This is a genomic window from Paenibacillus tengchongensis (assembly GCF_008973665.1).
Taxonomy (GTDB): Bacteria; Bacillota; Bacilli; order Paenibacillales; family Paenibacillaceae; genus Paenibacillus_AQ; species Paenibacillus_AQ tengchongensis.
In genome coordinates this window covers 25,419-49,063 of the sequence record NZ_WACP01000017.1, presented here as the reverse complement: position 1 = coordinate 49,063, position 23,645 = coordinate 25,419, and the positions used below count along the sequence as shown (strand labels likewise).

25 protein-coding genes are annotated in these 23,645 nt (G+C 57.7%); 9 read left to right on the top strand and 16 right to left on the bottom strand.

Translation table 11 applies throughout. The annotated features are described in order from the left end of the window. The first annotated feature begins 32 nt into the window (after positions 1 to 32). Entirely contained in the window at positions 33 to 521 is a 489-nt protein-coding gene (locus F1381_RS28635) for an arsinothricin resistance N-acetyltransferase ArsN1 family A (RefSeq protein WP_246188184.1), read from the top strand. Positions 522 to 852: 331 nt separating this feature from the next. Here F1381_RS28635 and F1381_RS23995 read toward each other — a convergent pair whose 3' ends face one another. Further along, complete coding sequence (locus F1381_RS23995; RefSeq protein WP_151737362.1) at positions 853 to 2,328, bottom strand: peptidase G2 autoproteolytic cleavage domain-containing protein; 1,476 nt, start codon at positions 2,326 to 2,328, stop codon at positions 853 to 855. 251 nt (positions 2,329 to 2,579) lie between these two features. On the opposite strand from F1381_RS23995, the gene F1381_RS23990 reads away from it, so the two are divergent. Both F1381_RS23990 and F1381_RS23985 read left to right on the top strand, forming a co-directional pair. Next, the gene (locus tag F1381_RS23990) at positions 2,580 to 3,188 is read left to right on the top strand and encodes a hypothetical protein (RefSeq protein WP_151737361.1); all 609 of its coding nucleotides are present in this window, start codon (positions 2,580 to 2,582) and stop codon (positions 3,186 to 3,188) included. 170 nt (positions 3,189 to 3,358) lie between these two features. Then, a complete protein-coding gene (locus F1381_RS23985; protein ID WP_151737450.1) occupies positions 3,359 to 4,399 on the top strand; it encodes an LLM class flavin-dependent oxidoreductase in 1,041 nt (346 codons plus the stop codon). A 280-nt stretch (positions 4,400 to 4,679) separates the two neighbouring features. Here F1381_RS23985 and F1381_RS23980 read toward each other — a convergent pair whose 3' ends face one another. From F1381_RS23980 to F1381_RS23950, 7 genes are all read right to left on the bottom strand, one after another. Next, positions 4,680 to 5,600, bottom strand: a complete 921-nt coding sequence (locus tag F1381_RS23980) for a GNAT family N-acetyltransferase (RefSeq protein WP_151737360.1) — start codon at positions 5,598 to 5,600, stop codon at positions 4,680 to 4,682. 101 nt (positions 5,601 to 5,701) lie between these two features. Beyond that, positions 5,702 to 6,142, bottom strand: a complete 441-nt coding sequence (locus F1381_RS23975) for a hypothetical protein (protein WP_151737359.1) — start codon at positions 6,140 to 6,142, stop codon at positions 5,702 to 5,704. A gap of 182 nt (positions 6,143 to 6,324) precedes the next feature. Continuing rightward, positions 6,325 to 7,068 carry a tyrosine-protein phosphatase gene (locus tag F1381_RS23970; RefSeq protein ID WP_151737358.1) on the bottom strand — a complete coding sequence of 248 codons (744 nt, stop codon included), beginning with the start codon at positions 7,066 to 7,068 and terminating at the stop codon, positions 6,325 to 6,327. Positions 7,069 to 7,142: 74 nt separating this feature from the next. Then, positions 7,143 to 7,922, bottom strand: a complete 780-nt coding sequence (gene phnC, locus F1381_RS23965; protein ID WP_151737357.1) for a phosphonate ABC transporter ATP-binding protein — start codon at positions 7,920 to 7,922, stop codon at positions 7,143 to 7,145. A gap of 16 nt (positions 7,923 to 7,938) precedes the next feature. Then, positions 7,939 to 8,793 (bottom strand): PhnE/PtxC family ABC transporter permease, encoded by an 855-nt coding sequence (locus F1381_RS23960; protein WP_151737356.1) that lies wholly within the window; start codon positions 8,791 to 8,793, stop codon positions 7,939 to 7,941. Then, positions 8,793 to 9,587, bottom strand: coding sequence for a phosphonate ABC transporter, permease protein PhnE (gene phnE / locus F1381_RS23955; protein WP_151737355.1), 795 nt, complete (start codon positions 9,585 to 9,587; stop codon positions 8,793 to 8,795). Before phnE ends, F1381_RS23960 begins: the two co-directional genes overlap by 1 nt. A gap of 25 nt (positions 9,588 to 9,612) precedes the next feature. Beyond that, positions 9,613 to 10,512 (bottom strand): phosphate/phosphite/phosphonate ABC transporter substrate-binding protein, encoded by a 900-nt coding sequence (locus F1381_RS23950; protein ID WP_151737354.1) that lies wholly within the window; start codon positions 10,510 to 10,512, stop codon positions 9,613 to 9,615. 218 nt (positions 10,513 to 10,730) lie between these two features. On the opposite strand from F1381_RS23950, the gene F1381_RS23945 reads away from it, so the two are divergent. Further along, positions 10,731 to 11,369 (top strand): GntR family transcriptional regulator, encoded by a 639-nt coding sequence (locus tag F1381_RS23945; RefSeq protein WP_151737353.1) that lies wholly within the window; start codon positions 10,731 to 10,733, stop codon positions 11,367 to 11,369. 93 nt (positions 11,370 to 11,462) lie between these two features. On the opposite strand, the gene F1381_RS23940 is transcribed toward F1381_RS23945, so the two are convergent. Beyond that, on the bottom strand, positions 11,463 to 12,692 hold the full coding sequence (locus F1381_RS23940; RefSeq protein ID WP_151737352.1) for an epoxide hydrolase family protein: 1,230 nt from the start codon (positions 12,690 to 12,692) through the stop codon (positions 11,463 to 11,465). Continuing rightward, a complete protein-coding gene (locus F1381_RS23935; RefSeq protein ID WP_246188178.1) occupies positions 12,689 to 13,114 on the bottom strand; it encodes a MarR family winged helix-turn-helix transcriptional regulator in 426 nt (141 codons plus the stop codon). The genes F1381_RS23940 and F1381_RS23935 overlap by 4 nt, the downstream gene beginning before the upstream one ends. 259 nt (positions 13,115 to 13,373) lie before the next feature. Between F1381_RS23935 and F1381_RS23930 the strand changes: the two genes are divergently transcribed. Then, entirely contained in the window at positions 13,374 to 13,859 is a 486-nt protein-coding gene (locus F1381_RS23930; protein WP_151737350.1) for a DUF1036 domain-containing protein, read from the top strand. Between the two features lie 97 nt (positions 13,860 to 13,956). Here the strand turns inward: F1381_RS23930 and F1381_RS23925 are convergent, their stop codons facing one another. The 3 genes from F1381_RS23925 to F1381_RS23915 are packed head-to-tail and all read right to left on the bottom strand — an operon-like array spanning position 13,957 to position 15,958. Beyond that, a complete protein-coding gene (locus tag F1381_RS23925) occupies positions 13,957 to 14,844 on the bottom strand; it encodes a spermine/spermidine synthase domain-containing protein (RefSeq protein ID WP_151737349.1) in 888 nt (295 codons plus the stop codon). Between the two features lie 59 nt (positions 14,845 to 14,903). Beyond that, entirely contained in the window at positions 14,904 to 15,590 is a 687-nt protein-coding gene (gene bshB2, locus F1381_RS23920) for a bacillithiol biosynthesis deacetylase BshB2 (RefSeq protein WP_151737348.1), read from the bottom strand. 23 nt (positions 15,591 to 15,613) lie between these two features. Next, positions 15,614 to 15,958 carry a YojF family protein gene (locus tag F1381_RS23915; protein ID WP_151737347.1) on the bottom strand — a complete coding sequence of 115 codons (345 nt, stop codon included), beginning with the start codon at positions 15,956 to 15,958 and terminating at the stop codon, positions 15,614 to 15,616. Positions 15,959 to 16,190: 232 nt separating this feature from the next. Here F1381_RS23915 and F1381_RS23910 point away from each other — a divergent pair, with 232 nt between their 5' ends. From F1381_RS23910 to F1381_RS23895, 4 genes are read left to right on the top strand one after another with little or no spacing between them, the layout of a single operon-like run. After that, a complete protein-coding gene (locus F1381_RS23910; RefSeq protein WP_151737346.1) occupies positions 16,191 to 16,760 on the top strand; it encodes a sigma-70 family RNA polymerase sigma factor in 570 nt (189 codons plus the stop codon). Next, entirely contained in the window at positions 16,717 to 17,892 is a 1,176-nt protein-coding gene (locus tag F1381_RS23905; protein WP_151737345.1) for a hypothetical protein, read from the top strand. The genes F1381_RS23910 and F1381_RS23905 overlap by 44 nt, the downstream gene beginning before the upstream one ends. Then, entirely contained in the window at positions 17,892 to 18,860 is a 969-nt protein-coding gene (locus F1381_RS23900; RefSeq protein WP_151737449.1) for an ABC transporter ATP-binding protein, read from the top strand. The genes F1381_RS23905 and F1381_RS23900 overlap by 1 nt, the downstream gene beginning before the upstream one ends. Next, positions 18,857 to 19,702 (top strand): ABC transporter permease subunit, encoded by an 846-nt coding sequence (locus F1381_RS23895; RefSeq protein ID WP_151737344.1) that lies wholly within the window; start codon positions 18,857 to 18,859, stop codon positions 19,700 to 19,702. Before F1381_RS23900 ends, F1381_RS23895 begins: the two co-directional genes overlap by 4 nt. A gap of 134 nt (positions 19,703 to 19,836) precedes the next feature. On the opposite strand, the gene F1381_RS23890 is transcribed toward F1381_RS23895, so the two are convergent. The 3 genes from F1381_RS23890 to F1381_RS23880 form a co-directional block, all read right to left on the bottom strand. Beyond that, the gene (locus tag F1381_RS23890) at positions 19,837 to 20,670 is read right to left on the bottom strand and encodes a class I SAM-dependent methyltransferase (RefSeq protein ID WP_246188177.1); all 834 of its coding nucleotides are present in this window, start codon (positions 20,668 to 20,670) and stop codon (positions 19,837 to 19,839) included. Positions 20,671 to 20,959: 289 nt separating this feature from the next. Beyond that, on the bottom strand, positions 20,960 to 21,895 hold the full coding sequence (locus tag F1381_RS23885) for a glycoside hydrolase family protein (RefSeq protein ID WP_151737343.1): 936 nt from the start codon (positions 21,893 to 21,895) through the stop codon (positions 20,960 to 20,962). A gap of 77 nt (positions 21,896 to 21,972) precedes the next feature. Next, positions 21,973 to 23,556: a methyl-accepting chemotaxis protein gene (locus F1381_RS23880; protein WP_151737342.1), complete on the bottom strand. Its 1,584-nt coding sequence runs from the start codon at positions 23,554 to 23,556 to the stop codon at positions 21,973 to 21,975. Positions 23,557 to 23,645: the final 89 nt, after the last annotated feature.

Here is a 23,645-nt window from a genome sequence, read left to right as displayed (position 1 = left end):
ATCCTTCCACTCTCGCAGAGCCCTCCTCCGGATTGCAGGTTCGCTCCGCCGAATCCGCAGATCTTCCCGCAATTCTAAACATCTATAATCAAGGCATCGCCGACAGAATAGCAACTCTTGAGACGCAGCCCAAGAGTCTGCAGGAAATGAACGACTGGTTCGGTGCGCATCAGGGACGTTATCGCGCTCTGGTTGCGGAGGCGGACGGCCTTATTAAGGGCTGGGCTTCCTTGAATCCTTACTCTCACCGCTGCGCTTACAACGGCGTTGCTGATCTGTCCGTATATGTGGAGCGCGAACAGCGCGGGCAGGGCATCGGCTCCGCGCTGCTAGAAGCACTTGAGCAGGAAGCGCGGCAGGCGGATTTCTATAAAATCGTGCTGTTCACGTTTCCCTTCAACGCGCAAGGGCAGTCTCTTTATCGCAAACTGAATTACCGGGAGGTCGGCGTATTCAAAGAGCAAGGCAGGCTTGACGGCCGGCCGGTGGATGTCATGATCATGGAGAAGCTCCTATATTAATTATTTACGGGGTTAGGTACTAATGCCGTTAACCGTATCATAGATTGAAGCATGGGTGAACAGAGCATCTCCGCCCGGGAGAGGAGATAACCGGTCCGAACGAGCCATTCCACTACAGGATTGGAGGCCCGGACCGATATGAGTACAGATCAGCTCATTGCCCTGCTCGTCCTTGTTATCATGATCATTCAGCTTGCCGGCAAGAAGGGGAAATTCTAGACACACGCAGAAACGGCTGTACCGTCCGGGCTTGGGCGGTCGGCCGTTTCTGCGTTACACTGGTATGTTTGTGTGGTAACCAAGTCTTCAAATGCCGGCCGGCTTTGCTCCGCTACTTAATAAAGACACGGATTTGGCTGGCACCGGTGCGGCTCATTACCCGGTAGCCTTCGCCCTCCGGCGCCGGCACGCCGATCCCTTCATCGTTCGGCCTGCAATAGCCGCCTGGTTCACAGGTGCCGTCGTCGCGGACAAGCAGCTTGCCGATAATTCCCACGGCCACCCACTCCTCCCGCTCCCGCCGCGGAATATATTCCTGCGAACCGTCCCATTCGGGACTCAGCACCGGCTCTTTCTTGATAAAGGCTGCTCGTACCACATTGCCCAGTTCATCCTTCACCTCGGGCACTTCGACCTCCTGCAGCTGCACCCGCCCCCATTCATCCATCACAAACAGCTTATGCCAGCGCAAATTGCTGGCATCGGCCAGAACGGCCGGCCGTGCGCTTACAACGCCCAGGATATAAGGATCGGACGACACCGCCTTGCGGATCTTCTCGCTGGCGCCGTCGAAGGTAACGAAATACCCCGGCGCGATGGTCCGTCCGTCCGTCGTCTCGAACATCTCGGCGTAATCCGCAGCCGCCGGTGCACTGAGCGTGCCGTCCAGATACAGGTTGCCCGTGGCTCCCTCGATAACGGCGGAATTCAGCGACGGGCCGACGTCCAGCCCGCTGGCCAGATGCCAGGAATAGGCGAACCGGGTGGAGCCGTTCTGCCCCATAATATGCGCGCCCGGGTGCTCGGCGAGCACCGTCGTGTTCTCGCCTTCGGCATGGCCGTTCGCCGCCAGCGCCCGGGTCATGAAGCCTTCGGCATGCGAAGCCTTGCCGTCGGCTGTCGTATTCGCGCCTTCGGCATGCGCATAGGCTCCGCTGGCCGAGGTCCCGGCGCCTTCGGCATGGGCGGACGAGCCGCCGGCCGCCGTGTTCTGCCCTTCGGCGTGGGAGAAGTCGCCCAGCGCGATCGGACCCGGCGCGGCGGTTATATCCGGCGTCCCTCCTTCCGCATGGGCGGCAAACCCAAGGGAAGTGGTGCCCACACCTTCCGCATGGGAGCCGGCGCCTCCGGCAAAGTTCGGAGCCGCATTCCCCAGCGGGTCCGCGCCCCCGCCTTCGACATGGGCAGCCCGTCCGGCGGCGGAATTGCCCTCGCCTTCGGCGTGGGCATTGACCCCGGTCGTCTGAGTTGAGGTATTATAGCCTTCTGTGTGCGAGCGGTCGCCCCAAGCCTGCGTGCCGCTGCCCTCCGCATGGGCCTCCCCCCCGGCGGCCATAGTCATCGAGCCTTCGGCGTGCGAACGCTCACCTGTAGCATGGGTAGCATAGCCTTCCGCATGCGATGCGCTGCCGCTGGCCTCGGTCGAGCTCCCTTCGGCATGCGCTGTATCCGCCGTAGCCAGGGTCAAATGGCCCTCCGCATGGGCGGCGTCCCCGCTGGCCACGCTGGCATTCCCCTCCGCATGCGCGGTCGCTCCGCTCGCCAGTGTAGAGTACCCTTCCGAATGGGCTGCCTCCCCGGTTGCCATTGTATTCAGTCCCCTGGCCTGGGCCGCAAATCCGGCAGCTGTATTACCGATTCCGCTTTCCACCTGATCACCGCTTTCTGTCCGTATTACAATATAACTATGTTCGCGGACAAATGGCAGGAACGGCAAAAAGGGCCCAGTTGCCGAAATGGGTGTATTGTCCTATCGGCTGAAACCTAATTCAGGACTCCTGCGTCTGGAGAGTGACGGAAGGTTCCGTAAATCCCCGTATGACAATGGGAGGGCTAACTATGAAACATAAATATCTGTTCCTGCTGCCGTTGGCACTGATGTTAGGACTCTTATGCAGCGGATGTATCCAAGAAAGGCAGCCTGAGCAAATATCGCACAATTCTGCAGGACAGGCGGATTATTCGCAGATGGACTTGGCCGAGATTTATGAAGAGCTGGCTGAGCTGACGGCAGCCTCCCCGCTCATCGCCGAGGTTGAATTAACCGGAAATTCCGGTAAGCTGGCTTACGCCGGGGCAAATTTTGTGATGAACGAGGTTAAAATAACAGACGTTATCCATGGCGACGCTTCAACTGCCGGGCAGACGCTCGGGATTTTGGAAGTCTCCGCTTTTAGTATGAACCTGAACCAAAGCAGCAGCCGGTTGATTCTGTTTCTGCAGCGGTACGAAGGTCCGGCCACAGCGGAGGAAACCTATGTAATCACCGGAGTTTATCAGGGGAAGTACGAGATCGGCGAAGACGGTAATGTCCGTTATCCTGCCGGGGAACTGGGCGGGGTAGTCACTTTTCAACCCGAAGTAACCCCGGCCCGGGTGAAAGAATTCAAGCGATCCATTGTCATGTCGCTTGAGCCATCTGACAACGATACCGCTGCCAAAAAATAGTGATTTGCATTAGTCCCCGGATCATTAGGGTAATTTAAGAATGCTTGGGGAATGGTGATTTTTGCGAAATTCCACTTACTAAAGTTGAGAAACAGTAAAAAGTATAGTAAACTGGGTCTATGAATCAAAGGAGGCGGTTTGCCATGACCCTTACAAATAATTATCACCAAATGGAAATCGGAATCAGTACCTTTCTGGAGACGACCCCGGACCCGGCAACCGGAAAAGTAATGAGCCACGCCCAGCGGCTGCGCGATGCGGTGGAGGAAATTGTGCTGGCCGACCAGGTCGGCCTGGACGTGTACGGCATCGGCGAGCATCACCGGATCGACTATGCCGGCAGCGCCCCCGCCGTTGTCCTCGCCGCAGCAGCAGCCATGACGAAGCATATCCGTCTGACCAGCGCGGTAACCGTGCTCTCCTCGGATGACCCGGTGCGCGTCTATCAGTCCTTCGCCACCATTGACGGCATCTCGAACGGCCGGGCGGAAATTATGGCCGGACGGGGCTCGTTCATTGAATCGTTCCCGCTGTTCGGTTATAGCCTGGACGATTACGACGAGCTGTTCGAGGAGAAGCTGGAGCTGCTCCTGAAGATCCGCGCTTCGGAGAAGGTCAGCTGGCCCGGCGGCCATCGCCCGGCCATTCATAACCTTCCGGTGTATCCGCGCGCGGTCCAGGACCCGCTGCCGGTGTGGATTGCCAGCGGCGGCAATCCCGAATCGGCGATCCGGGCTGGGATGCTGGGCTTGCCGATTGCTTTTGCCATCATCGGCGGTATGCCTGAGCGCTTCGCCCCGCTCGTCAATCTGTATAAGGAGGCAGCGGCCCGCGCCGGGCATAATCCCGATACGCTGCAGATCGCCACGCATTCGCACGGCTTCGTCGGTGAGACCACCGAACAGGCCGCCGAGCTGTTCTTCCGTCCGACTATGGAGCAGATGAACGTCATCGGGCGGGAACGCGGCTGGAACCAGCCTTATACCCGCGCCACCTACGACGATGCCCGCAGCCTGCGCGGCGCACTGTATGTCGGCGACGCTGAATATGTCGCCGAGAAGATCCTGCTGCTGCGCAAGAATCTTGGCGTGACCCGCTTCTTCCTGCATGTCAATGTCGGCACCATGCCGCACAGCGATGTCATGCGTGCCATCGAGCTGCTCGGCACCAAGGTCGCCCCGATCGTGCGCGCCGAGCTGGCCCGCGGGTAACTCCGCAGCGGGCGCGGTTTGCTCCGGAACTGCGGGTTGACCCTTAGCACCTTCTGATTGCAGAATGTGCAATAGATTTCCTTAATATAGCCTCAGATAAGCAATCTGCTGCATTTTGTGCAGCAGATTGTTGCATATTACCGCCATTACGCTGCTACAGCCAAATTCTAGTGTACAAAGTGCAGCAGATCGCAAATTTCAGTCTATTTTTCGGCAATCTACTGTACGAAATACAATAGAACGTAGAGAGCTCCACGGGTGTCGGCGTCAATCGGCTTGCTCATTCCCCCCGCTTCGCCCCTCTGCCCGCATCATACTCCCACCAGGTCTCCGAGGAGTACGGCCGGAACCCGATGTTGTAATAGAACTGCTGCGAAGAGCCGACAAAAGCCCTGGCAGCCCCGCGCGCGCAGCAGCGTCTTACCCCTTCCAGAACAGCGGCCTTGCCCAGCCCCATCAGGCGGTACGCCGGATCGGCGGCCACCGGTTCCACCAGCGCATAAGCGCTGCCGGGAAGATGCCACATGCCGCAATAGGCAACGAATTCGCCGTCCGGCGCAGCTACTGCCACCTTTAAAGCCAGCTCGGCATGCGGAGCGGACAGCTCCCTCCTTCTTTTAGCGATTGCCTCCTCCGTCCCGGGAACCGGTCCCTTATGGTCAAACCCGCGCCACAGCACCTTATTGTATTTGTGTAAATCATACTCCTCTTCCAGGCTTACGATCCGGTAACCCTCTGGCAGCGTATAGCCGAGCGGCGTATTGTCCATCTCCAGAACGGCATTGCGTTCCTGCTCCTGGGTGGGCCGGAAGCCCCGGCAAGCGGCAGCTCTCTGAAGCTCGGCATCACTGTCCTTGATCAGCACTTTTACGGCGCCGTCTTTGCTCATCTGTCCGATGGCGTAATCCAGCATTTCCGCTTTCAGTCCGGCATAGCGGGGATCTAGGGCGAACCAGGCATTGCCCAGCCCCTGCTCGGTCACCGCCACGGCCACCACTTCCCCTTCGTCTTCCCACAGCCCCATACGCCCCAACGCCGCCGTCTCCAGATACGGCAACGAAAAAGCCCACTCCCAGCGGCCCCACAGAAAACCTTCGGTAAGTACCTGCCCGGCATTCAGCCGGACCAGGAAATCAAACACCCGGCCGTAATCGGCAGAGAACCCCGGTTCTCCGCTATAGGCTCTGCATACAACAGTCATTTTGTCAGCCTCCCCAAAAACACTTATCTGCTGCTATTGTAGAGTCTGCGCGGAATCCGGTGCTATCCCGAGAATGCCTTATAAGCGTTTATGCCCCAGCTTCAGGTCCCGGCGGAATTCAGGGAGGTCTCCGTTCCATTCTTATAAATCCGGATAGCCGAATAATCCTGCGAACCAATCAGCCGGTAAATCCGCATGTCCCCCAGCCGTTTATCCGCAACATCGGATACAGACCGTTCTTCCAGCTCGATCTTCAGCGTCTCCTCCCGGACTTCGGCCGTAAGCTTTTCCAGATAGGGAGCCTTCTCCCCATTCGCTACGGATGCATAGTTGACGATCAAATATTGACGTTCACCTGCCGGAGAATAGAGAAACAAACCGTCACTGTCCCTGATTCTCTCCACATAAAGCCGGGCATCTTTATCCAACTGCTGTAATTGCACTTCTTTTACATAGGCATCTCCGCTCATCGTACAGCCCGTTATTAAGACTGCAGCCAGAAAGGCCAGACCTGGCCGTAACCGCCAGACTGTCCATCGCATGAATGTCCCCCCTCTATGGATAGAAACAGAACTTCCTTATACTCTACACACTGTATTCGTGGAGCTACACGGTATATCCTCCCAATACATTTGAACACTCACTTCCTCGCAAAAATATCTCCAACACGCCAAAAACCCGCGCCATGCGCGGGTCCATCGTGCTTATCCGTATTTGGCCTGCACTAGGCCTCCAGCAATCTCCGTTTCAGCTCTGCAAGCTGCGCTTCACTTAGGCCAATGGAAGCCAGATAGGCTTCCGCACCGCCGTACCGGGCATGCAGATGCTGCAGCATGATCTCCATATTCTCCGGAGCGCTGCCCATAAAGGCTTCGTAGCCGGCGCTGCGCATCTCTTCCGGCATCTCGGCCAGGAACTCCGCCATCAGCGGGGCCAGGTTGATCTCTGTCTCGGCATAGTCCTGCACGATCAGCTCCTTTGGCACGCCCGCAAGGTCCAGCAGCAGCGCGGCGACCACACCGGTGCGGTCCTTCCCGGCCGCACAGTGGAACAGCACGCCGCCTTCTCCGGCTTCGGCAATCAGCGTGAACACGCGGCCAAGCTGCGGTCCGCATTCATCCAGCATATTCACATACATGTCGCCCAGGCAGCGGATGTCCGCTTCCATCGTCGTTGCCGGATTGATCAGGCTCACATTGTAGTAAGCCAGCGCCTCTGAATCTGCGAATACATTGCGCTTCGCCAGACATTCGTCGTCGTGGCGCAGGTCAATCACCGTGCGGAGACCTTTGTCCAGCAAAAGCCCCTGGTCCCCTCCGGTCAGCCTGTGCAGGCCGTCGGCACGGAATAACCGGCCGCGCTGCACCAGTTTCCCGTGTTCTGCCGGGTAGCCCCCGATATCCCGTACATTATATGCGCCTTCCAGCTTCAGCAACCGTTCGATACTGCTGTTCGTTGTTGTAGTCATGCGTTCCGCCCGCCTTTATTGTTGGATTTAATGTTGCCTTGGTGCCGCCTAAGCCTAAGCCGTCTGTTGCCCTGCTACTCTCCCGCCGCCTGTGCATGCATCTCATGTTCCTTGCCCTGGTAAATATTATAGATCATTTCTTCAGTCAGTTCTTCCGGTGCGCCGTCAAAAACTTTGGCCCCGCCCTTGATGCCCACGATCCGGGTTGCATATTTCTTCGCCACTTCCACCTGATGCAGGTTGACGAGACAGGCAATGCCCCGCTCCCGGCAGTTCTCGTAAATCGTATCCATCACCACCGCCGACGATTTCGGGTCCAGCGAAGCAATCGGTTCATCGGCCAGAATGAGCTGCGGCTCCTGCATAATGGCCCGGCTGATGCCGACCCGCTGCTTCTGTCCGCCGGAGAGCTCATCCGCCCGCTTGAACACTTCGTTCTCCAGGCCCACCTTGTGCAGCAGCGCAATGGCAGCCAGCTTGTCCTCTTCACTGTAGCGGCTGAACACTCCCGCCAGCGGGGACATATAGCCCAGGCGTCCATGCAGCACATTCTCCAGCACGCTGGAGCGGTTCACCAGGTTGTAATGCTGGAAGATCATCCCGATCTGCGACCGCCAGCGGCGCAGGCTGCCCTTGCTCTTGCTGTTCATCACTTCGCCGAGAAAAGCGACCGTTCCCTCCGTCGGCTCAATCAGCCGGTTGATGCAGCGCAGCAGCGTTGATTTGCCCGCTCCGCTGGGGCCGATGACGGCGATGAATTCTCCCGCTTCAACAGTCAGGTCGATGCCTTTGAGCGCGAGTGTGCCGCCTGCATAGCTTTTGACCAGACCTTCTACCTGCAATATTGTAGTCATACTATCCCTCCTGCGATTAACGCCGGGCCAAACGGCTGCGGACGCGGTTTGAAATCAGCTCAACGGCAAAGATGGTTACAAACACAATGATAATGCCCATCGCCAGATCGGCGAACTCATAATAGGAAATGTAGTCCTGGAGCAGAACGCCGATCCCGCCGGCGCCGACCATCCCCAGCATGACCGTCTCGGCCACCTCCATCTCGAAGCGGAACGAAATGATCGCCAGGAACGACAGCAGCAGGTTCGGCAGCAGCCCCTTGAACACGATCTGCAGCCAGGAAGCGCCAACGGCGCGCATAGCTTCAATGGTGTCGTCGCCGGATTCCTCAATCTGGGCGGCAAATGACTTAATGAGGTATGAAGAGGTCGGGAAGATCAGTCCGAGCACCCCGGCCATAGAGCCGAAGCCCATGCTGGCCACCGCCAGCAGCACCCAGATGGTCGTCGGCACGGTGCGGATGACCAGCAGCACTACGCGCAGTGCACGCCCGGCCCACTTGAACGGCGTAATATTCTCGGCAATCAGAAACGACAGCAGGATGGAAAGCACCACGCTGATCACCACCGTCAGAAAAGCAATAATGAGCGAGGTTACCATCCCGTCCAGCAGCGCCGGAAACGCATGGAAGGAAATAGTCATTACCTTGGACATAATGTCCGGAAGTCCGGCGATGCCGCTGCGGAACTGCTCCCAGCTCAAATCGAGCAGGCTCAGGCAGACCAGGAACAGCACAGCCGCAGCTGCGAAGAACAGCCTGGTCTGGCGCTGGGTGCGCCGGTGTCCGATTCTGATTTTGCCGCCGGAGGTCTGGACACCAGGCTGTGCCTGGGACGGCGAGTACGCCTGAAAAGAAGTTTGCTGCTGCATTAGAGAATCCGCTCCCTTATCCGTTGAGTCAGAAATTCCACGGCCAGGATCAGCACAATCAGGATCACAATAATCATGGAGGCTCTGCTGTACTGGAATAGATCCAGCGATTGCTTCAGGTTGCTGCCGATGCCGCCCGCCCCCACCAGACCGAGGATGGCCGAAGCGCGGATGTTAATCTCGAACATGAACAGCGTCCAGGAGAAATAACCGGGCATAAACTGCGGGATAATCGCGTGCTTGATGATTTGCCCGTAAGTTGCGCCGCTGGCTTCCAGCGCTTCGGTCGCCTCCTTGTCCAGCTCCTCGATCGATTCGGCATAGACCCGGGCCAGAAAGCAGGTGCCGAACACCAGCAAGGAGAACAGGCCCGGCATGGCGCCCACTCCGAAGATGACGACCAGCAGCGAGGCCCACACCAGAAACGGAACGTTCCGCACAAAAGAGACTACGCCACGGAGCGCGATCCGCACCGCCGGATGCGGCGCGGTGTTCCGCGCCATTAGAAAGGCGATGACCAGTCCAAGCAGGGAAGAGATGAACGTGCCGACTACGGCAAAGATCAGCGTATCCAGCACCGGGCGGAGATAACTGTCCATATTCGCGAAGTTCGGCGGCAGGAAATCCGTAAAGAGAAAGTTCAGGAACAGCGGAATGCCGCTGATAAATTCGACCATGTCAAACTTGACATACCAGATGGAGAAGGCCAGCGCCCCCGCCAGCAAGGCGAGCGACACCATGCGTTTGGCTTTTTTCTGCCGCTGCTCCGTGTGAGGTGATACGACTTGGCTCATGCTTCCAGCCTCCCTTCCGTATTCGTTACTTCAGCAATTCCTCCGTGCTGAGGTTCAGCTTCTTGGCTACATCGCGGATATTGTCAAAATCGCTGTCGCTCACTTCCACGAACTTGGCATCGGCCATCCCGAACAGATTCTCGAAATACTCCGGGTTGTCATAGCTGAGCAGGAACTCTTTAACCTTACTCTTGGTCTCTTCCGGCACCGTGGAACGGATGCCCATTGGCGTAGCGTTCAGAGGACCGGATTCGGCAATCACCCGGTAGGAGTCTTCCTCGATCAGACCTTTGGCCGCCAGCATGGCCGGATACATCCCGGATACGCCTGCCGCGTCGTATTGACCCTTCACTACGCCCAGAACAGCTGTGTCATGCTTGCCGGCAAATTGGATGCTGCTGAAAAAGCTTGTCTCCAGCTCCTCCGGGTCAATGCCCAGTTCATCGACAATCATCGATTTCGGGAACAGGTGGCCGGTGGTCGATACCGGATCAACAAAGCCGATGGTCTTGCCCTTCAGATCCGCGATGCTTTGAATCTCGGAGTCTTTCGGAACGATAATGACCGAGGCCGGTGCATCGGCCATCGACGGCAGGCTGATACCTACGACAGGCTCCACCTTTGCCCGGTCCACAGCAACGATATAAGAGAAGGGACCGAACGTTGCCATATCGGCTTTGCCGTTCTTGATCGCTTCAATGGCGGCATTGTAGCTGGTTGCTTTATAGGATTCCACCGGCAGGCCGATGGCCTCCGACAGCGAATCCTCAAAGTCCTTGTTCAGCTTTGCGGCGCTGTCGTTCGACTCGCTGGGCAGATAGGCAATGACGAATTTGTCCATGGCTCCCGCCTTATTGGTCCCGCATGCGGACAGTACGGTTACGGCGGTGAAGAGGAGCAGGAGCAGGCTAAGCGTTTTTTTCACGATCGATACCTCCAAGTAGTTGTAGATACTTCAAATTGAAAATGAATACAACTAGAATACTACATGGTTTTTGTAAACTCCGTATTAGCGGTTTCGGGTATTTCTGTAAAGGGGCGTTGATCTTGCGATGACACTTTTTTACACAAACTTAACTTTACGCTCTCTTCTCTTTCGTTCTATACTAGCGTCATGACTCATAGGAAAGGCTGAGAACCGTTATGAAGGAATCCGGAAGGCTGATCGACACGGCCTATGCCTATTTAAGAAATCAAATCATCCAAGGTGAGATTCTGCCGGGAACGATGCTGTCGGAGAATGAAATTGCCCTGCAGCTCGGCGTCAGCCGGACACCCGTGCGGATCGCCATTTCCCGGCTTGAATCGGAGGGCATTGTGCAATCGCTGCAGAAGCGGGGCGTTCTGGTCAAGGAGGTCTCCTACCAGGAGGCAGCCGAAGTTGCCGAGACCACGCTGGCCATGACGCTGTACGCCGTCTCGGTGATCGAACGCGAGGGCTTCAAGGAGCTGGAGCAGCTCCGCGGGCATTTCCGCCAGCAGCAGGAAGCGACGGAGGCCGGAGATTATGTGGCTTATATTCACAAAGCGCTCGATTTCGACCGCTGCCTGCTCTCCTCGGTGCGCAACCGCAGCCTGCTGCAGATGCTGGAGACGCTGCAGAGCAAGATCATCCTGATCGCCGTCATGAACTACCGCATGACCCCGCTGGAGCCGCATTTCAGCGCTACGCTGCTGAACGGCAGCATTCTCGAAGCGCTGGAGGCGCAGGATTACGCCAAGCTGCGGGAGGTTCTGCACACCGCCTCCCGGCGGATGCGCCAGAACCGTTCGTTCTATTAAATGCCGCGCCTGCATTCCGGGCAAGCCAAAAACGCTTCCTCAGCCATGTTCTTACATGGAGGAGGAAGCGTTCTTTATTGTCCGGAAATATAGTTAACTATAAAAAAACGTCCGCCGCACATCCGCCACCCACTCCACCGGTACCTCCCACGGAATAAAGTGCCCGCCCCGCGCATGGGCGGTAATGTTAACGTGGTTGTACCAGACGGCGCGGTCGCTGTCCAGAAAATGCTGCACGCGCTGCTCCGTGGTCACTCCCGGCGGATTCTCATAACCGACAAAGGTTATTCCGGTCTTCGCCTCAATGACCGGCCAGCGGTCATGGGCAGGCGTCCAGGGATAGCGGTTATTGTTCGAGTAAATGCGCGTTGAAGTCTCAATGGCATTATTAACCCAGTAGATGGTCGCGTGAGTCAAAAGATCGTCCTTGCTGAAGACCGTCTCCAGATCGCCGTGGTTATCGCTCCACCGCTCCCACCGCTCCAGCATCCAGGCCAGCATGCCGGCCGGCGAATCGCTGAGTCCGAAGGCCAGAGTGCCGGGGTCCAGGACATGGATCGCCAGATGCGAGGCAAACCGGCGGTCCAGACGCAGTATTCCTTCACGGATATGCGGGGGCAGCTGCTCCGGCAGCGGCCGCCCGCCCGAGAAATCCCAGGCCCGTTCGCCGCTGAAGAAGCTTAGCTTCTGCGCGGACCCGATATGGATGCCGTACAGCTCTGCGCCGTATTTATGCCCGAGCTGGCCGGTCACCAGTGCGCCGACATCGCAGCCGCCTGCCGCGTATTTACCGTAGCCGAGAATATCTGTCATCAGGATATGCCACAGATCGGCAATCTTCCAGAAATTCATCTCCGGATGATCCGGCAGCGGCGCCGAGAAGCCAAATCCCGGCAGACAAGGCACAATGACCTCGAAGGCCTCCGCCGGGTTACCGCCGTATGCGCCCGGGTCCGCCAGGGCATCGATTACTTTGGACCAGTGCCAGAAGGTCCACGGCCAGCCGTGGGACAGGATCAGCGGCACCGGATTCGGGCCGGCGCCCGGCTTGCGCATGAAATGCACGGACACCCCGTCCACCTCCACCTGATAATGCTCGTAGGCATTCATCGCCCGCTCCGCCTTACGCCAGTCGAATTCATTAATCCAGTAATGGACAAGCTCCTCCACATAGCTGCGGCGGACACCGTAATAACCGTCTTCATTGCCGGCATCCAGCGGCCAGCGGGTGTTCAGTAACCGGGTCTGCAGATCATCCAGAATGGGCTGGGGCACATGGATCGGGCTTGGCTCCAGCGGAAGCGGAACACGCGCGGTGGTCATGGTCTCTCCTCCTTTGGTGCGGTAACAGTCTGCGGCGACTGCTTCCCGTTGCCCAGCTCGGCCAGCCGCCGCAGGGCGGGAATGGCGGCAGCGATATGCTGCTGCTGTTCCAGGCTCAGTCCGTCCATATACCTGCCGAGCCCGGCAATTCGCTCATGCCGGCGGGACTCAATGACCCTGGCTCCCTCCGGGGTAATGTGCACCAGCACCACCCGCCCGTCATGCGGATCGGCCCGGCGCTCTACCAGTCCGTCCCGTTCGAGACGGGTCACAAGCTGCGTCATCGCCGACTGCGTCACCTGCTCGGTAGCGGTAAGCTCGGTAAGCCGCAGCGGGCTCTTCAGGGTCAGGGTGTGCAGCACCGACAGCGAGGTGAAGCTCAGTTTGTCCACGGACGGCAGCCGGATCATGAATCTCGTCATTTGTTCAAGAGCCATAGCCAGTTCGGCAACATCTAATTCTCGATTGGGAAAGTTTTCTGTAGTCATGAGCCGATTATATCAGCAACTTATATAAATTACTAATATAATTTTCAAAGCTCCTCCAAGCCCTGATTATTAGAGCAGTGCGTTTATCCGTTAAAGGCGCCTTTTTTGTCTCCCTCTACCAATGTCTATATCACCTTCTATGCATTTACATATACTAGCAGTGTAATCAAATCTATAGAATGGAGTGATATTCATGGGCTTCTATGTACAGAACAATACCCCTAACCCTGTATGGGTGGCCATTGGTTACTATGATCCTAACTGTAATCCCATCACTTATGTTAAGAGGGGCTGGTACCGGATCATTCCCGGAAGACGTTCACTTCTTGTGGGCGGGTCTGCGGCAAATCAATATTTTTATATCTACGCGGAAGATAACGCCAATAATTACTGGGGCGGTGATTATTACACGTATGTTCCCGACTCCGCCTTTACTATGTGTTGGATCGAAAGATGCCAGGGCGAAGGCTGTAACCAAGTAGGTTTTGAAGAAATCCAGGTCGGAAACTTTCAGAATTTCACATTGATTCTTACAAATGATGCTTCAACCAGACTTAAAAATACGTTGCGCTCCAAAAAAAGAGCCCGGAAATTTAAATTGGGCCGGTCGAGCATTAGAAAAACTCCCGGAAAAGTAGGTTCTTTAGGCAGAGTGGTCAGACCGCGTCGCCGTCAATAGCACAAGTTGCATAAGCAATAATACAGAAGCGATCGGCAGATGCTATTCCTGCGGATCGCTTCTGATGTTTTTTTCGTAAAACCGCTCCAGAGCTCATTTACAGGTAACACAGCATCGACTTCTCAATCCAATACATAAACTCTGTACCGGGACTGAGGTGCTCGTACTGCTTCATCCGTAAATACAGGTCAATGCCGTCGGACACATCATGCCACAAATCGGTAAACACAAAATCGTACATTCCTTTGGGCAGCTCAGCCTGGGCGAAAGCAAAGGCATCCGCCTGGACTACCTTGATCTTTCGGGCCTGGCCGAATTGGGGCAGCACATGCTCCTTGAACAGTGCAATAACGTCCGGATTGATGTCCACTACCGTCACGCTCTGTACCCGCTCCTGCTCCGAGACCATATAGGCGTAATAACCCAGCCCCAGGCCAAACGCCAGCACATGCCCGTGCGCCCGCTCCACCGCCTCGCGCATCGTCTCGATTTCATTGGGGGTTACGGTCATCCAGATCCGCCCGTTCTCCAGAATTGCCGGATACCTGAACTCCTGGCTGAAAAAACCGATCTGCGGAAGCTGCCGTCCCTCGGCGGTACGGAGGATATCGTTGCAGACAAAGCCCTCATACGGCTGATATGCCTCATATTTCAGCTCGCTGCCACCGGCGGCAGCCGCGGAAAATTGGATATGCTTGTAATAGGGATTATCTGCATATGTTTCGGCATCAAGCTGATGAATCATCCGGCTCAAATAATTGTTGAACAGCGCCTTGTCTTCCGGCTGCTCGGCAATATCCAGACCGAAGGCGCCGGCCAGAATGACGGCAAAGGCATATTCCTCGGAGACGCCGTATTGCACAATCTCCGCAATCTCCTCCGCTTTGATGAAGTCGGGGACATCATTCAAGTAGCGGCTCAGCCAGGCAAAAATTTTATAGTTGTCCGCCCTGATCCCGTCGTCGGCAGCCGGATTATGCTCCATTTCATCACCTGTGTTCTTTCTGTTAGCATCGAATTAATGGAAAAGCTTCATGAGATTCATTAGGCCTGGTCCGCGAACCGGTAAGTCCAGAACTTCTCTGTTCCGTAGCGGAGCCGGATTTCTTCGGCGGTCAGCTCACGGTTTCCGACCAGCTCCGCCGCCTGAAATTGCGTGGCATGGGCGCGGATCGACGCCATTTTCTGGTCCAGGAAATCGGAGACGTCGAAGATAACATCCGCTTGTCCGATCGCCTGCTCATGATTGACCGCAAAAGCGCTGCAATAGACCACCGGCCGCTCCGCCTCCGGCAGCCGGCCGACTGCGCGAATGACCGCAGCCCCGGTGGCATCGTGATCGGGGTGCACGCTGTAACCCGGATAGAAGGTAATGACCATCTGCGGCTGCAATTCCAGAAGCAGCGCCGTGACTGTGGAATCCAGCAGCTGCCGGTCTTCGAATTCAACCATTTTATCGTGGAAGCCAAGCATTCTCAGGTCCTGTATGCCGATGGCACGGCACGACGCCGCCAATTCTTCCTTGCGGATGCCCGGAAGGCTTACCCGGTTGGCAAAAGGCGGAATGCCCATGTTGCGGCCCATCTCGCCCAGCGTCAGACAGGCATAAGTGACCTCGGCGCCGCCTGCGATGTACATCGACAGTGTGCCTGCGGCCACAAAGGATTCATCGTCGGGATGGGGAAGCACGACCAGGATGCGCTGCTGTCCGGTTTGTTTTGTATCGTTCATAGTTGTCAGATCCTCCGTTCTCATCAGAACATTTCCCGGCTTAGCTGCAAAGCCACAACCAGCTTGCCCTGCCCGTCGTGTCCGGCCAGGATCAGGCGTTCCGCCTCCGTCTCATCCACATGGGTCAGACCCTCGGCATATACCCAGCCCTGCTCCGTCTTTAAGCCGACCCGGTAGGGACCGGAGCCGGAGATCGAGCCTTGCGAATAGCGGACTGCCGCATTGGTTATAAACACCGATGCAGGGTGACGGGTGCTGTCCAGATGGCTGGCATACGCCCCTGTCGTGAGTTCAAGGTGTATGTACAGATCCTGACCGGCGAGGCGGTCGATCCGGGATTGAATGTCTTCGAATGGTATGGGCTGCATGGGGCGGCCTCCTTACTGTCGGGTTGGTTTGTGATTTTCATTCCGTTAATCATTCATGGCCTGATGCATTAACGGCCTATTTGAAAGTATAGCACAACAGGGAAGAATTCCGTTACCCTCTGGATGAGCGTCACTCCTAGGGATTCCATCCCTATTACAATTCCCATGATTTGCACCTGCTATAAAAAAGGTCCGGCATACGTCTTATATGTGAAAGGGGGACGGCGGCAACATGGAGGAAGGATCAAAGGTACCCGAGCTCTTCCAGCGCTTGTTCCGGGAGCATTACCCCGAGGTGGTGCGAAAGCTCTATGCCCTGACCGGCGATTACGCGGCGGCCGAGGATTTGACCCAGGAGGTATTCCTGCGGCTCTACCGGAATCCGCCGGAGCGGCTGGAGGCGGTAGGCGCCTGGCTGCACCGGGTGCTTACCCGGGCCGGTTATGATTACCTGCGGCAGCGGTCGTCGGGCAAGACATTAGTGGAGAAGGAAACGGCCCGCATCGCAGCCTGGTCGGAAGGCGCTGCCCCTTCAGGGGAGACTGAGGTCATCCGCGAGTGGGAAAAGGATGTGGTCCGCCGGGTGCTGCAGAAGCTCTCGGACCGCGACCGGACCGCCCTCCTGCTGCGGGAGGAAGGATACAGCTATGAGGAGATTGCCCGGCGGCTGGAGGTTAACCCGAAGATTGTCGGCACTCTGCTGGCCCGGGCGGAAGAACGGCTGAAGAAGAAATATGGTCAGGAGGAGAAGCAAAGCGATGACGGACAAAGCGAAGCGGGCCGGCGCGGAGCCGGTCTTTGATACAGACCGCGCTTGGGAGCGGTTTGAGGGCCTTGCGCAGCGGGAGCCGGTTCCGGCATTCTGGACCGCGCCCGCAGAAGACTGCCGGGATTCCGGCGGAACAGCTCCCCGGCCCCAAATGACAGGAATGGAAGCTCAAGATGAAAAGGATGGTGTAATTCACATGTTGCAAAGCGATCGTTTACAAGATACGCCGGCGATGGCCGCTGCACCGGCAGCGGAAGCTGCAGACACGGCAAGGACCGGCAAGGCCGCAGGAGCCTGGAAGACAGAACGGCCGGCCAGACGCCGGCTGCGGAGAGCGGCGGCCGGGGTTACCGCAGCCGCCATAGCTGTAGGACTCTTCACCACACCGCTTGGAGACCGGGTGCTGGCTTCGATGCAGCATACATTCCGCATTCAGCAGATGGTCGGCGTCAGCATTACGGCCGATGATATGACGGCGATCTCCTCGCTGCTGGAGAACGGTTCGCCCGCCGGTGACCGCAGCTTCAATCTGGCCCAGTACGGCAGCTTGTCCCAGTCCAGCAGCGGCGAGGCCCTTGACCTGAGCTGGAACGAAGCCGAAGCGCGGATGGGCGGCAACCTGCTGCGGCTGGAGGACTCCGCCGGTCCTGTCTTTCAGCCGGCTTCCAAGCTGACCTTCAACCTGAACGTGAAGGCCGTCAACCGGCTGCTGGCCCGGTTCGGCAGCGGCACCGCCCTGCCGTCCGAAGCCGACGGACAGCCGATTACGCTGTCGATCCCGGACGGGGTCGTCTCGGCGGGCAGCTTATCCGGCCACCCGGTCCGGCTGCTCCAATTCGGCAAACCGGAGCTGACCGTAGGCAATGGCATTGACCCGCAAACGGTGCGGGATGCGGTGCTGGGTCTGCCCGTGCTGCCGGACAGCCTGCGGACCAAGCTGGCCGCCATCGGCGACTGGCAGAACACCCTGCCGGTTCCGGCCGTCGACGGCACGACTACCGTTCTCAAACTGAACGGGTATGATGCGGTCATGGCCGAGGGCGGCGCCGAGCGCTTCCTGCTCTGGCTCGACGGAGACCGGATGAGCCTTCTGAGCGGAAGCACGCAAGACTTCCCGACGGACGCCTCCTTCACTCAGGCTGCACAGGAGCTGATGCAGCAGTGATGATCGAGACGGCGGAATTGACCAAGACCTATAATGGCCGCGGCGGCTGCCGCGGCATCACCCTGCAGGTGCAGGAGGGCAGCATCTTCGGTCTCTTGGGACCCAACGGTGCCGGCAAAAGCACCTTCGTCAAGATGCTGGCCGGCCTCCACCGCCCCGATTCGGGGCGGGCCACCGTTCTGGGACAGCCGCTGGGCCGGCCGGAAGCAAGGCGTAAGCTCGGGTATTTACCCGAGCTGTTCCGCTTTCAGGACTGGCTGACCCCGGCGGAGGTGCTCCGCTTCCACGGCCAGCTGGGCGGGCTGCGGCCGCAGGAGACGCGCTCGCCCGCTTTCCGCGCCCGGGTCCGGGACACCCTGGACCTGGTCGGCCTCTCGGAAGCCGCAGACCGCCGGGTCGGCGGCTTCTCCAAAGGCATGCAGCAGCGGCTGGGCCTGGCGGCCGCGCTGCTGCTGGAGCCGGAGCTGGTCATCCTGGATGAGCCCGCTTCGGCCCTCGACCCTGTCGGCCGCTACGAAATCCGCAGCCTGCTGAAGCAGCTGCGGAAGCGCGGCGTGACCGTCTTCCTCAACACCCATCTGTTGGAGGATGTGGAGGAGCTGTGCGATGCAGCCGCCTTCCTGTACGGCGGCGAGCTGCTGGCCGCAGGCCCGCTGCACGAGCTGCTCGGCGGCACCGGCGGCGTCAGCTGGCGCTTCCGGCTCGGCGGCTGGCTGCCGGAGAGCTGGGAGGAGCTCGCTTCTGCCACCGGCGGCACGCAAGCTCCGCTGCTGCACCTGGCCGAAGCAGACGATCAGGGCAACGCGCTCCTGACCGCGCGCGTCACGGACCGGGAACAGGCCGGCTACCTCTGCTCCCTGTTCATCCGCAGCGGCCTGACGCTCTACGAGTCCGGCCCCGAGCCGAACAGCCTGGAGGCCTGGTTCCTGCGGATGGCAGAATCCCGCAAGGGAGGTGTCCGGCAATGACCATGTATATTTCAGCCACCTTCAAGGAACTGACCCGTAAGCGGGTGTTCCTGGTGACCTTTATTCTGACCGTGGTGTTCATGGTTCTGTTCGCGCTTGGCGTCCGGGAGCTGACAGGTGTAATCGGAATGAACACGGTCTCCGCTGCCGAACGGATGCTGAACGGAATGGTGCTGATGGTGCTCGGGCTGTTCTTCGCGCAGCTTCTGTCCGCCTTCTTCGTGCTCTTCTCGACGATGGGAACCATTACCGGCGAGCAGGAGAGCGGCCTGCTGCTCGCCGTCGCCGCCCGCTCCCTTCCCCGCTGGAGGCTGTACCTGGCCAAGTGGCTGGGCCACGCGGTGTGGATCACGGTGTATAATGCCGTCCTGTTCCTGTCGCTGGTCTGGATCGTTTACAGCCTGGCCGGACTCCCCCTCCTTCCCGGGGATATTCTGCGCGGCCTTGGGCTGTTTCTCTGGATGCCGCTCCTGCTGCTCTCGCTGACCATGCTGGGCTCCGTGTATCTGCCGATGCTCGGGAACGGCATCTGCTCGGCCCTGCTCTATGGCTTCGCCCTTTTCTGCGGACTGGTTGAAGGGATTTCCGTCTATGGCGGAGTCAACCCCGCCGTAGAGAAATTCATGCTGGTGACCGGACTGCTGCTGCCGACTGACTCGGTATACCGGAGAAGCCTCTATGAGCTTGCCGGCGGTGCGGATTGGGCCGGCCTGGCCATATCGGACGTGGGCCCCTTTTCCATAGCGAATGTGCCTTCCAATGCCTTTCTTCTCTACACCGCAGGGTATGCGGCGCTGCTGCTTCTGCTCGGATGCCGGGCGTTCAGCCGGAAAGACCTGTAGCTGCGGGATTCAGGCACAGGTTGGATGAGAGTGACGCTCTATTTGCGCAGCGTCCTCCATTAATCTTAGCTCTACTACGAGGCTGTCCCTAGAAGCCAATTGATGGCTTATGGGACAGCCTCTATTTTTCGCCCTTATTTCTTCTCCGCCAACACAGCAAGGGTGTCATGACCTTCACGGTAAGCTTCACCGGCAACATCGTTGTAGAAGGACATCAGCTCAAATCCCGCTCCGGCCAGCTCGCTTGCAAGCATCTCTTCAGTAAAAGCCTGATCCCAGATGTAATAGGCCTCCGTTTCTTGCCCGGTCACGATCACCGTATGGTTCAGCGAGACATAACCGTCATATTTCAGGCTTTGGGCCAGCTCCAGATGGGCGTCCGGCGACCAGAACCCGCCATGCGGCTGCAGCGACCAGCGGCTCTCTTCCGTCAGACGCGCAAACCGGTGGGCGGTGAATACATCCAGCAGCAGCCTCCCGCCTGCCCGCAGGCTCCCCCGGATATTGTGCAGCAGCTGCCTCCGGTCCTCTGGCCCCAGCGCCCCGTAATCGCAGTAGATCAGGATTGCCAGATCATATGGCCCCTCCACGGCCAGCTTCAGGTAATCCCCGTAACGGTAGGTGATCGCCAACTGCTTGGCCTGCGCACTTTCCCTGGCATACCTGATGGAATGCTCCGAGAAGTCGATCCCGGTTACCGCAAAGCCCCTTTGCGCCAGCCGCTCGCAATACAGCCCCGGCCCGCAGCCGTAATCGATAATACGTGTACCGCCGTCCTTCATCGCCGCCGCTGCGATAAAATCCGCCGAACGGTCAAGAAACTCCGGCCTTCTGCTGGCTGCATCCGTCTGCGGACTCAAATGCGCCTCCAGCAGATACCTTGCAATATGCGGGTCCTGCCAGAACATCTTCTCCGGGCGTTTGAATGTCTCCGGCTTCTGCAGCTGCTGAAATAAATCCATGAACATGAGTAAACCCTCCTTATGCTTCAAGCACAACTTCCGGATAAAGCAAAAAGACCGCAGAGCTATCGCTCTACGGTCTACAACAAGTGAAGCTATTCCGGAGAGCAGAACATCAATTTGCGCGCAACAAATAAGCGTACAGCTTATTTATTGTGCTTAAAATTGAATGTTTGCCCTCTCCAGCCGCAGCAAAGCTCCCGAACATCAAGCTTCTGCTGCGCCGAATCTCTTCACCCGGCTTTCATGTGCTTGTAAAGACAACTTTAACAGGGAACTCCTGTAATTTCAAGGATCAAGCTTCCGGCAGCAGCCCGATTTCAAATTCTTCGTCACGGTTGCACACAAGCACACCGTCCATCACATCCAGCCGGGCCACCTGGATGGAAGAGCGGCGGCTTTGGTACCTGCCCTCCGGCCCTTCCACCGTCTCTGCCCCGTCTCTTCCGGGATGCGTGAAATAGAAGATATAGGCCTGTTCCCCTTGTACGACCACATCGGCATGGAGTCCGATCGTACCGTCGTCCTCGCGCGTACCCGGCTGGTCAAGGATTAATCCGGTCCGCTCCCACGATTCCAGGTCATCCGAACGGAAGACGCCCTGCCCGCGCCATTCGTCGACGATCAGCCAGTAGCTGCCTTTAAACCGGAATACATTCGCCCCTTCATGCGGCCGCTCCGTGAGCACCGGGCCTGCAACTTCCCAGTGATACAGATCCTTGCTGTCCGCCGCATACGTGTGTGAACCGTTGGCTTCGTCCTTGTACCACATCCGGAAGCCGCCTCCGGGCAGCTCATGGATGCAGGCATCGATGACCCGGTCCGAGCTCAGATTCAGCCTGGAGCGGAAGGTCCATTTCAGCAGGTCCGGACTTGTATAATGCAGCATATCTCGGCGGTGGCCGGACCAGCCGGTCGGCACACCCTGAATATAGCTGACATACATATGGTACAGCCCGTCATGCCAATAGATTTCCGGCGCCCAGAATGTGTTGCGGCCCCATTCAATGTCGAGGCCCTGCAAGGTGCCGCGGTACAGCCAGCTCCGGCCCCCGTCCCGCGAGGAAGCGACGCCAAGGTCGGTGCCGTGCACCCAGGCGACTCCCTCACCCTCCGCCGTTACCCTGCGGTTCGTATAAATCATCCACCACTCCTGCGCCTCCCGGTTCCATATCAGGACAGGGTCAGCCGCGCCATCGAACACCGGATCGCGGAATAAAGGTGCCTTCATCCAAATTCATCCTCTCTATGATGTAAGCGCTTATTACCCTATTCTATGAAAATGGAATTCAGATTACAATCGTTCTGTTACACCTTAAACACATTCACAGTCTCACTCAGCCCCTCGGCAAGCTTCGCCAGGGACTGCGACGTCGCTGCCGTCTCCTGGGTGGCGGCGGCAGTCTCTTCACTGATCGATGCAATGGATTCAATGGACTGCATAACCAGAGCCGTCTGGGCGGCTTGCTCCTCGCAGGCGGCCGCTATCATCGTAATCTGCTCGGAAGTGTCATTCACTTTCAGCATAATCTGTTCAAAGGAAGCCTGCGTCTGCCGGGAATGGACGACTCCATCTGAAACGGCCCTTGCGCTGTTCCGGGTATTCTCCTGGATCTGGCAGATGATGGCGGAGATTTGCTTGGTGGCGCCGACACTGCGCTCCGCGAGCTTGCGGACCTCAGCGGCCACCACGGCAAATCCGCGGCCCTGCTCACCCGCACGCGCGGCTTCAATGGCCGCATTCAGCGCAAGCAGGTTCGTTTGCCCCGAGATTTCGTCAATCACCGCGATAATTTCGCCAATCCGCTCCGAGTCTTTCTCCAGCAGCTTCATTTGTTCGTTTACCTCATCCATGCTTTGAATGGAAGACTGGATAACGGCTCCGCCTTCCACCGCAATGTTGACTGTGTTCGCGGATAATTCGGCCGCATTCTCTGCCCGGACTGCCACGTCATTAACTGCCGTGGACAATTCCTTGAACAATTCGGCAATCATCTGGGTATCTTCAGCCTGCTTTATGCTTCCGGTGGAGACATCGTCCGAGTTGGCGGAGATCTGCTGGCTGGAGGCGGCTACATTGCTTGAAGCATCCAGGATATGGTCAATGATACTCCGTAGGTTCTTCACGGTCGCATTGACGGCATCGCTGAGCTGGCCCAGCTCGTCCTTCGATTGATACTTCACCTCGGCTGTAAGGTCATTGTTCCGGACCCGTGCCATAACGTCCTGCAGCTGGCGGACGGGCCGGGTGATGGAACGGGCAATTAGCAGCCCGATCAGTCCGCACAACACCACAGCCAGCACGGTTAACAAAGCGGTGAGCACATTCGAACGCTGCGCACTTGCCTTGCTCTCCTCGTAGAAGGTCAGGGCGTCTGCCTGCTGGTTGCCGACAATGGCTTCAATCGCTCCAATCATCTTCGCGCGGATCGGCTTTAGCTGGTCTGTGTATACCCGGTAAGCATCCTCCTGGCTTCCGGCGGCGAGATGAGCGTCGAACTGCTGCTTCACTTCATTGTTCTGCGTAATCAGCGACTTGAAGAGCGTGTATTGCTCCTGAATTTCCGTCGTCATCGGAATGGCTTCAAAGGCCTTCTGCACCTCTATATTCTCGGTGACCCGGTCTTGGATCTGCCGGAGCAGAGAATCGTTATTGGCGGACGACGTGTCGATCAGCCGCTCCAAATTGTAGGAGTCGATTTGGGCATTGTTGAAGAGGATATGTTGGATAAGCCCCGAGGAGACCAGCTTTTCCTCATACATCTTTTTGGACTTGGCGGTAACGCCCTCCAATGAGAAAAAGCTTGATATGCCGATTGCGGTCATAAACATAACCGAGAGAATCAGCACACATAAGATTTTGGTAGATACTTTCCAGTTGCGAATAAACATGAGGTCCCTCCCGAGGTGCGGATGTCTTGAATCTAGTAAGATGTTCTCTCCTATTTATCGGTGATTCATTCAATTTCATGTATATAAAA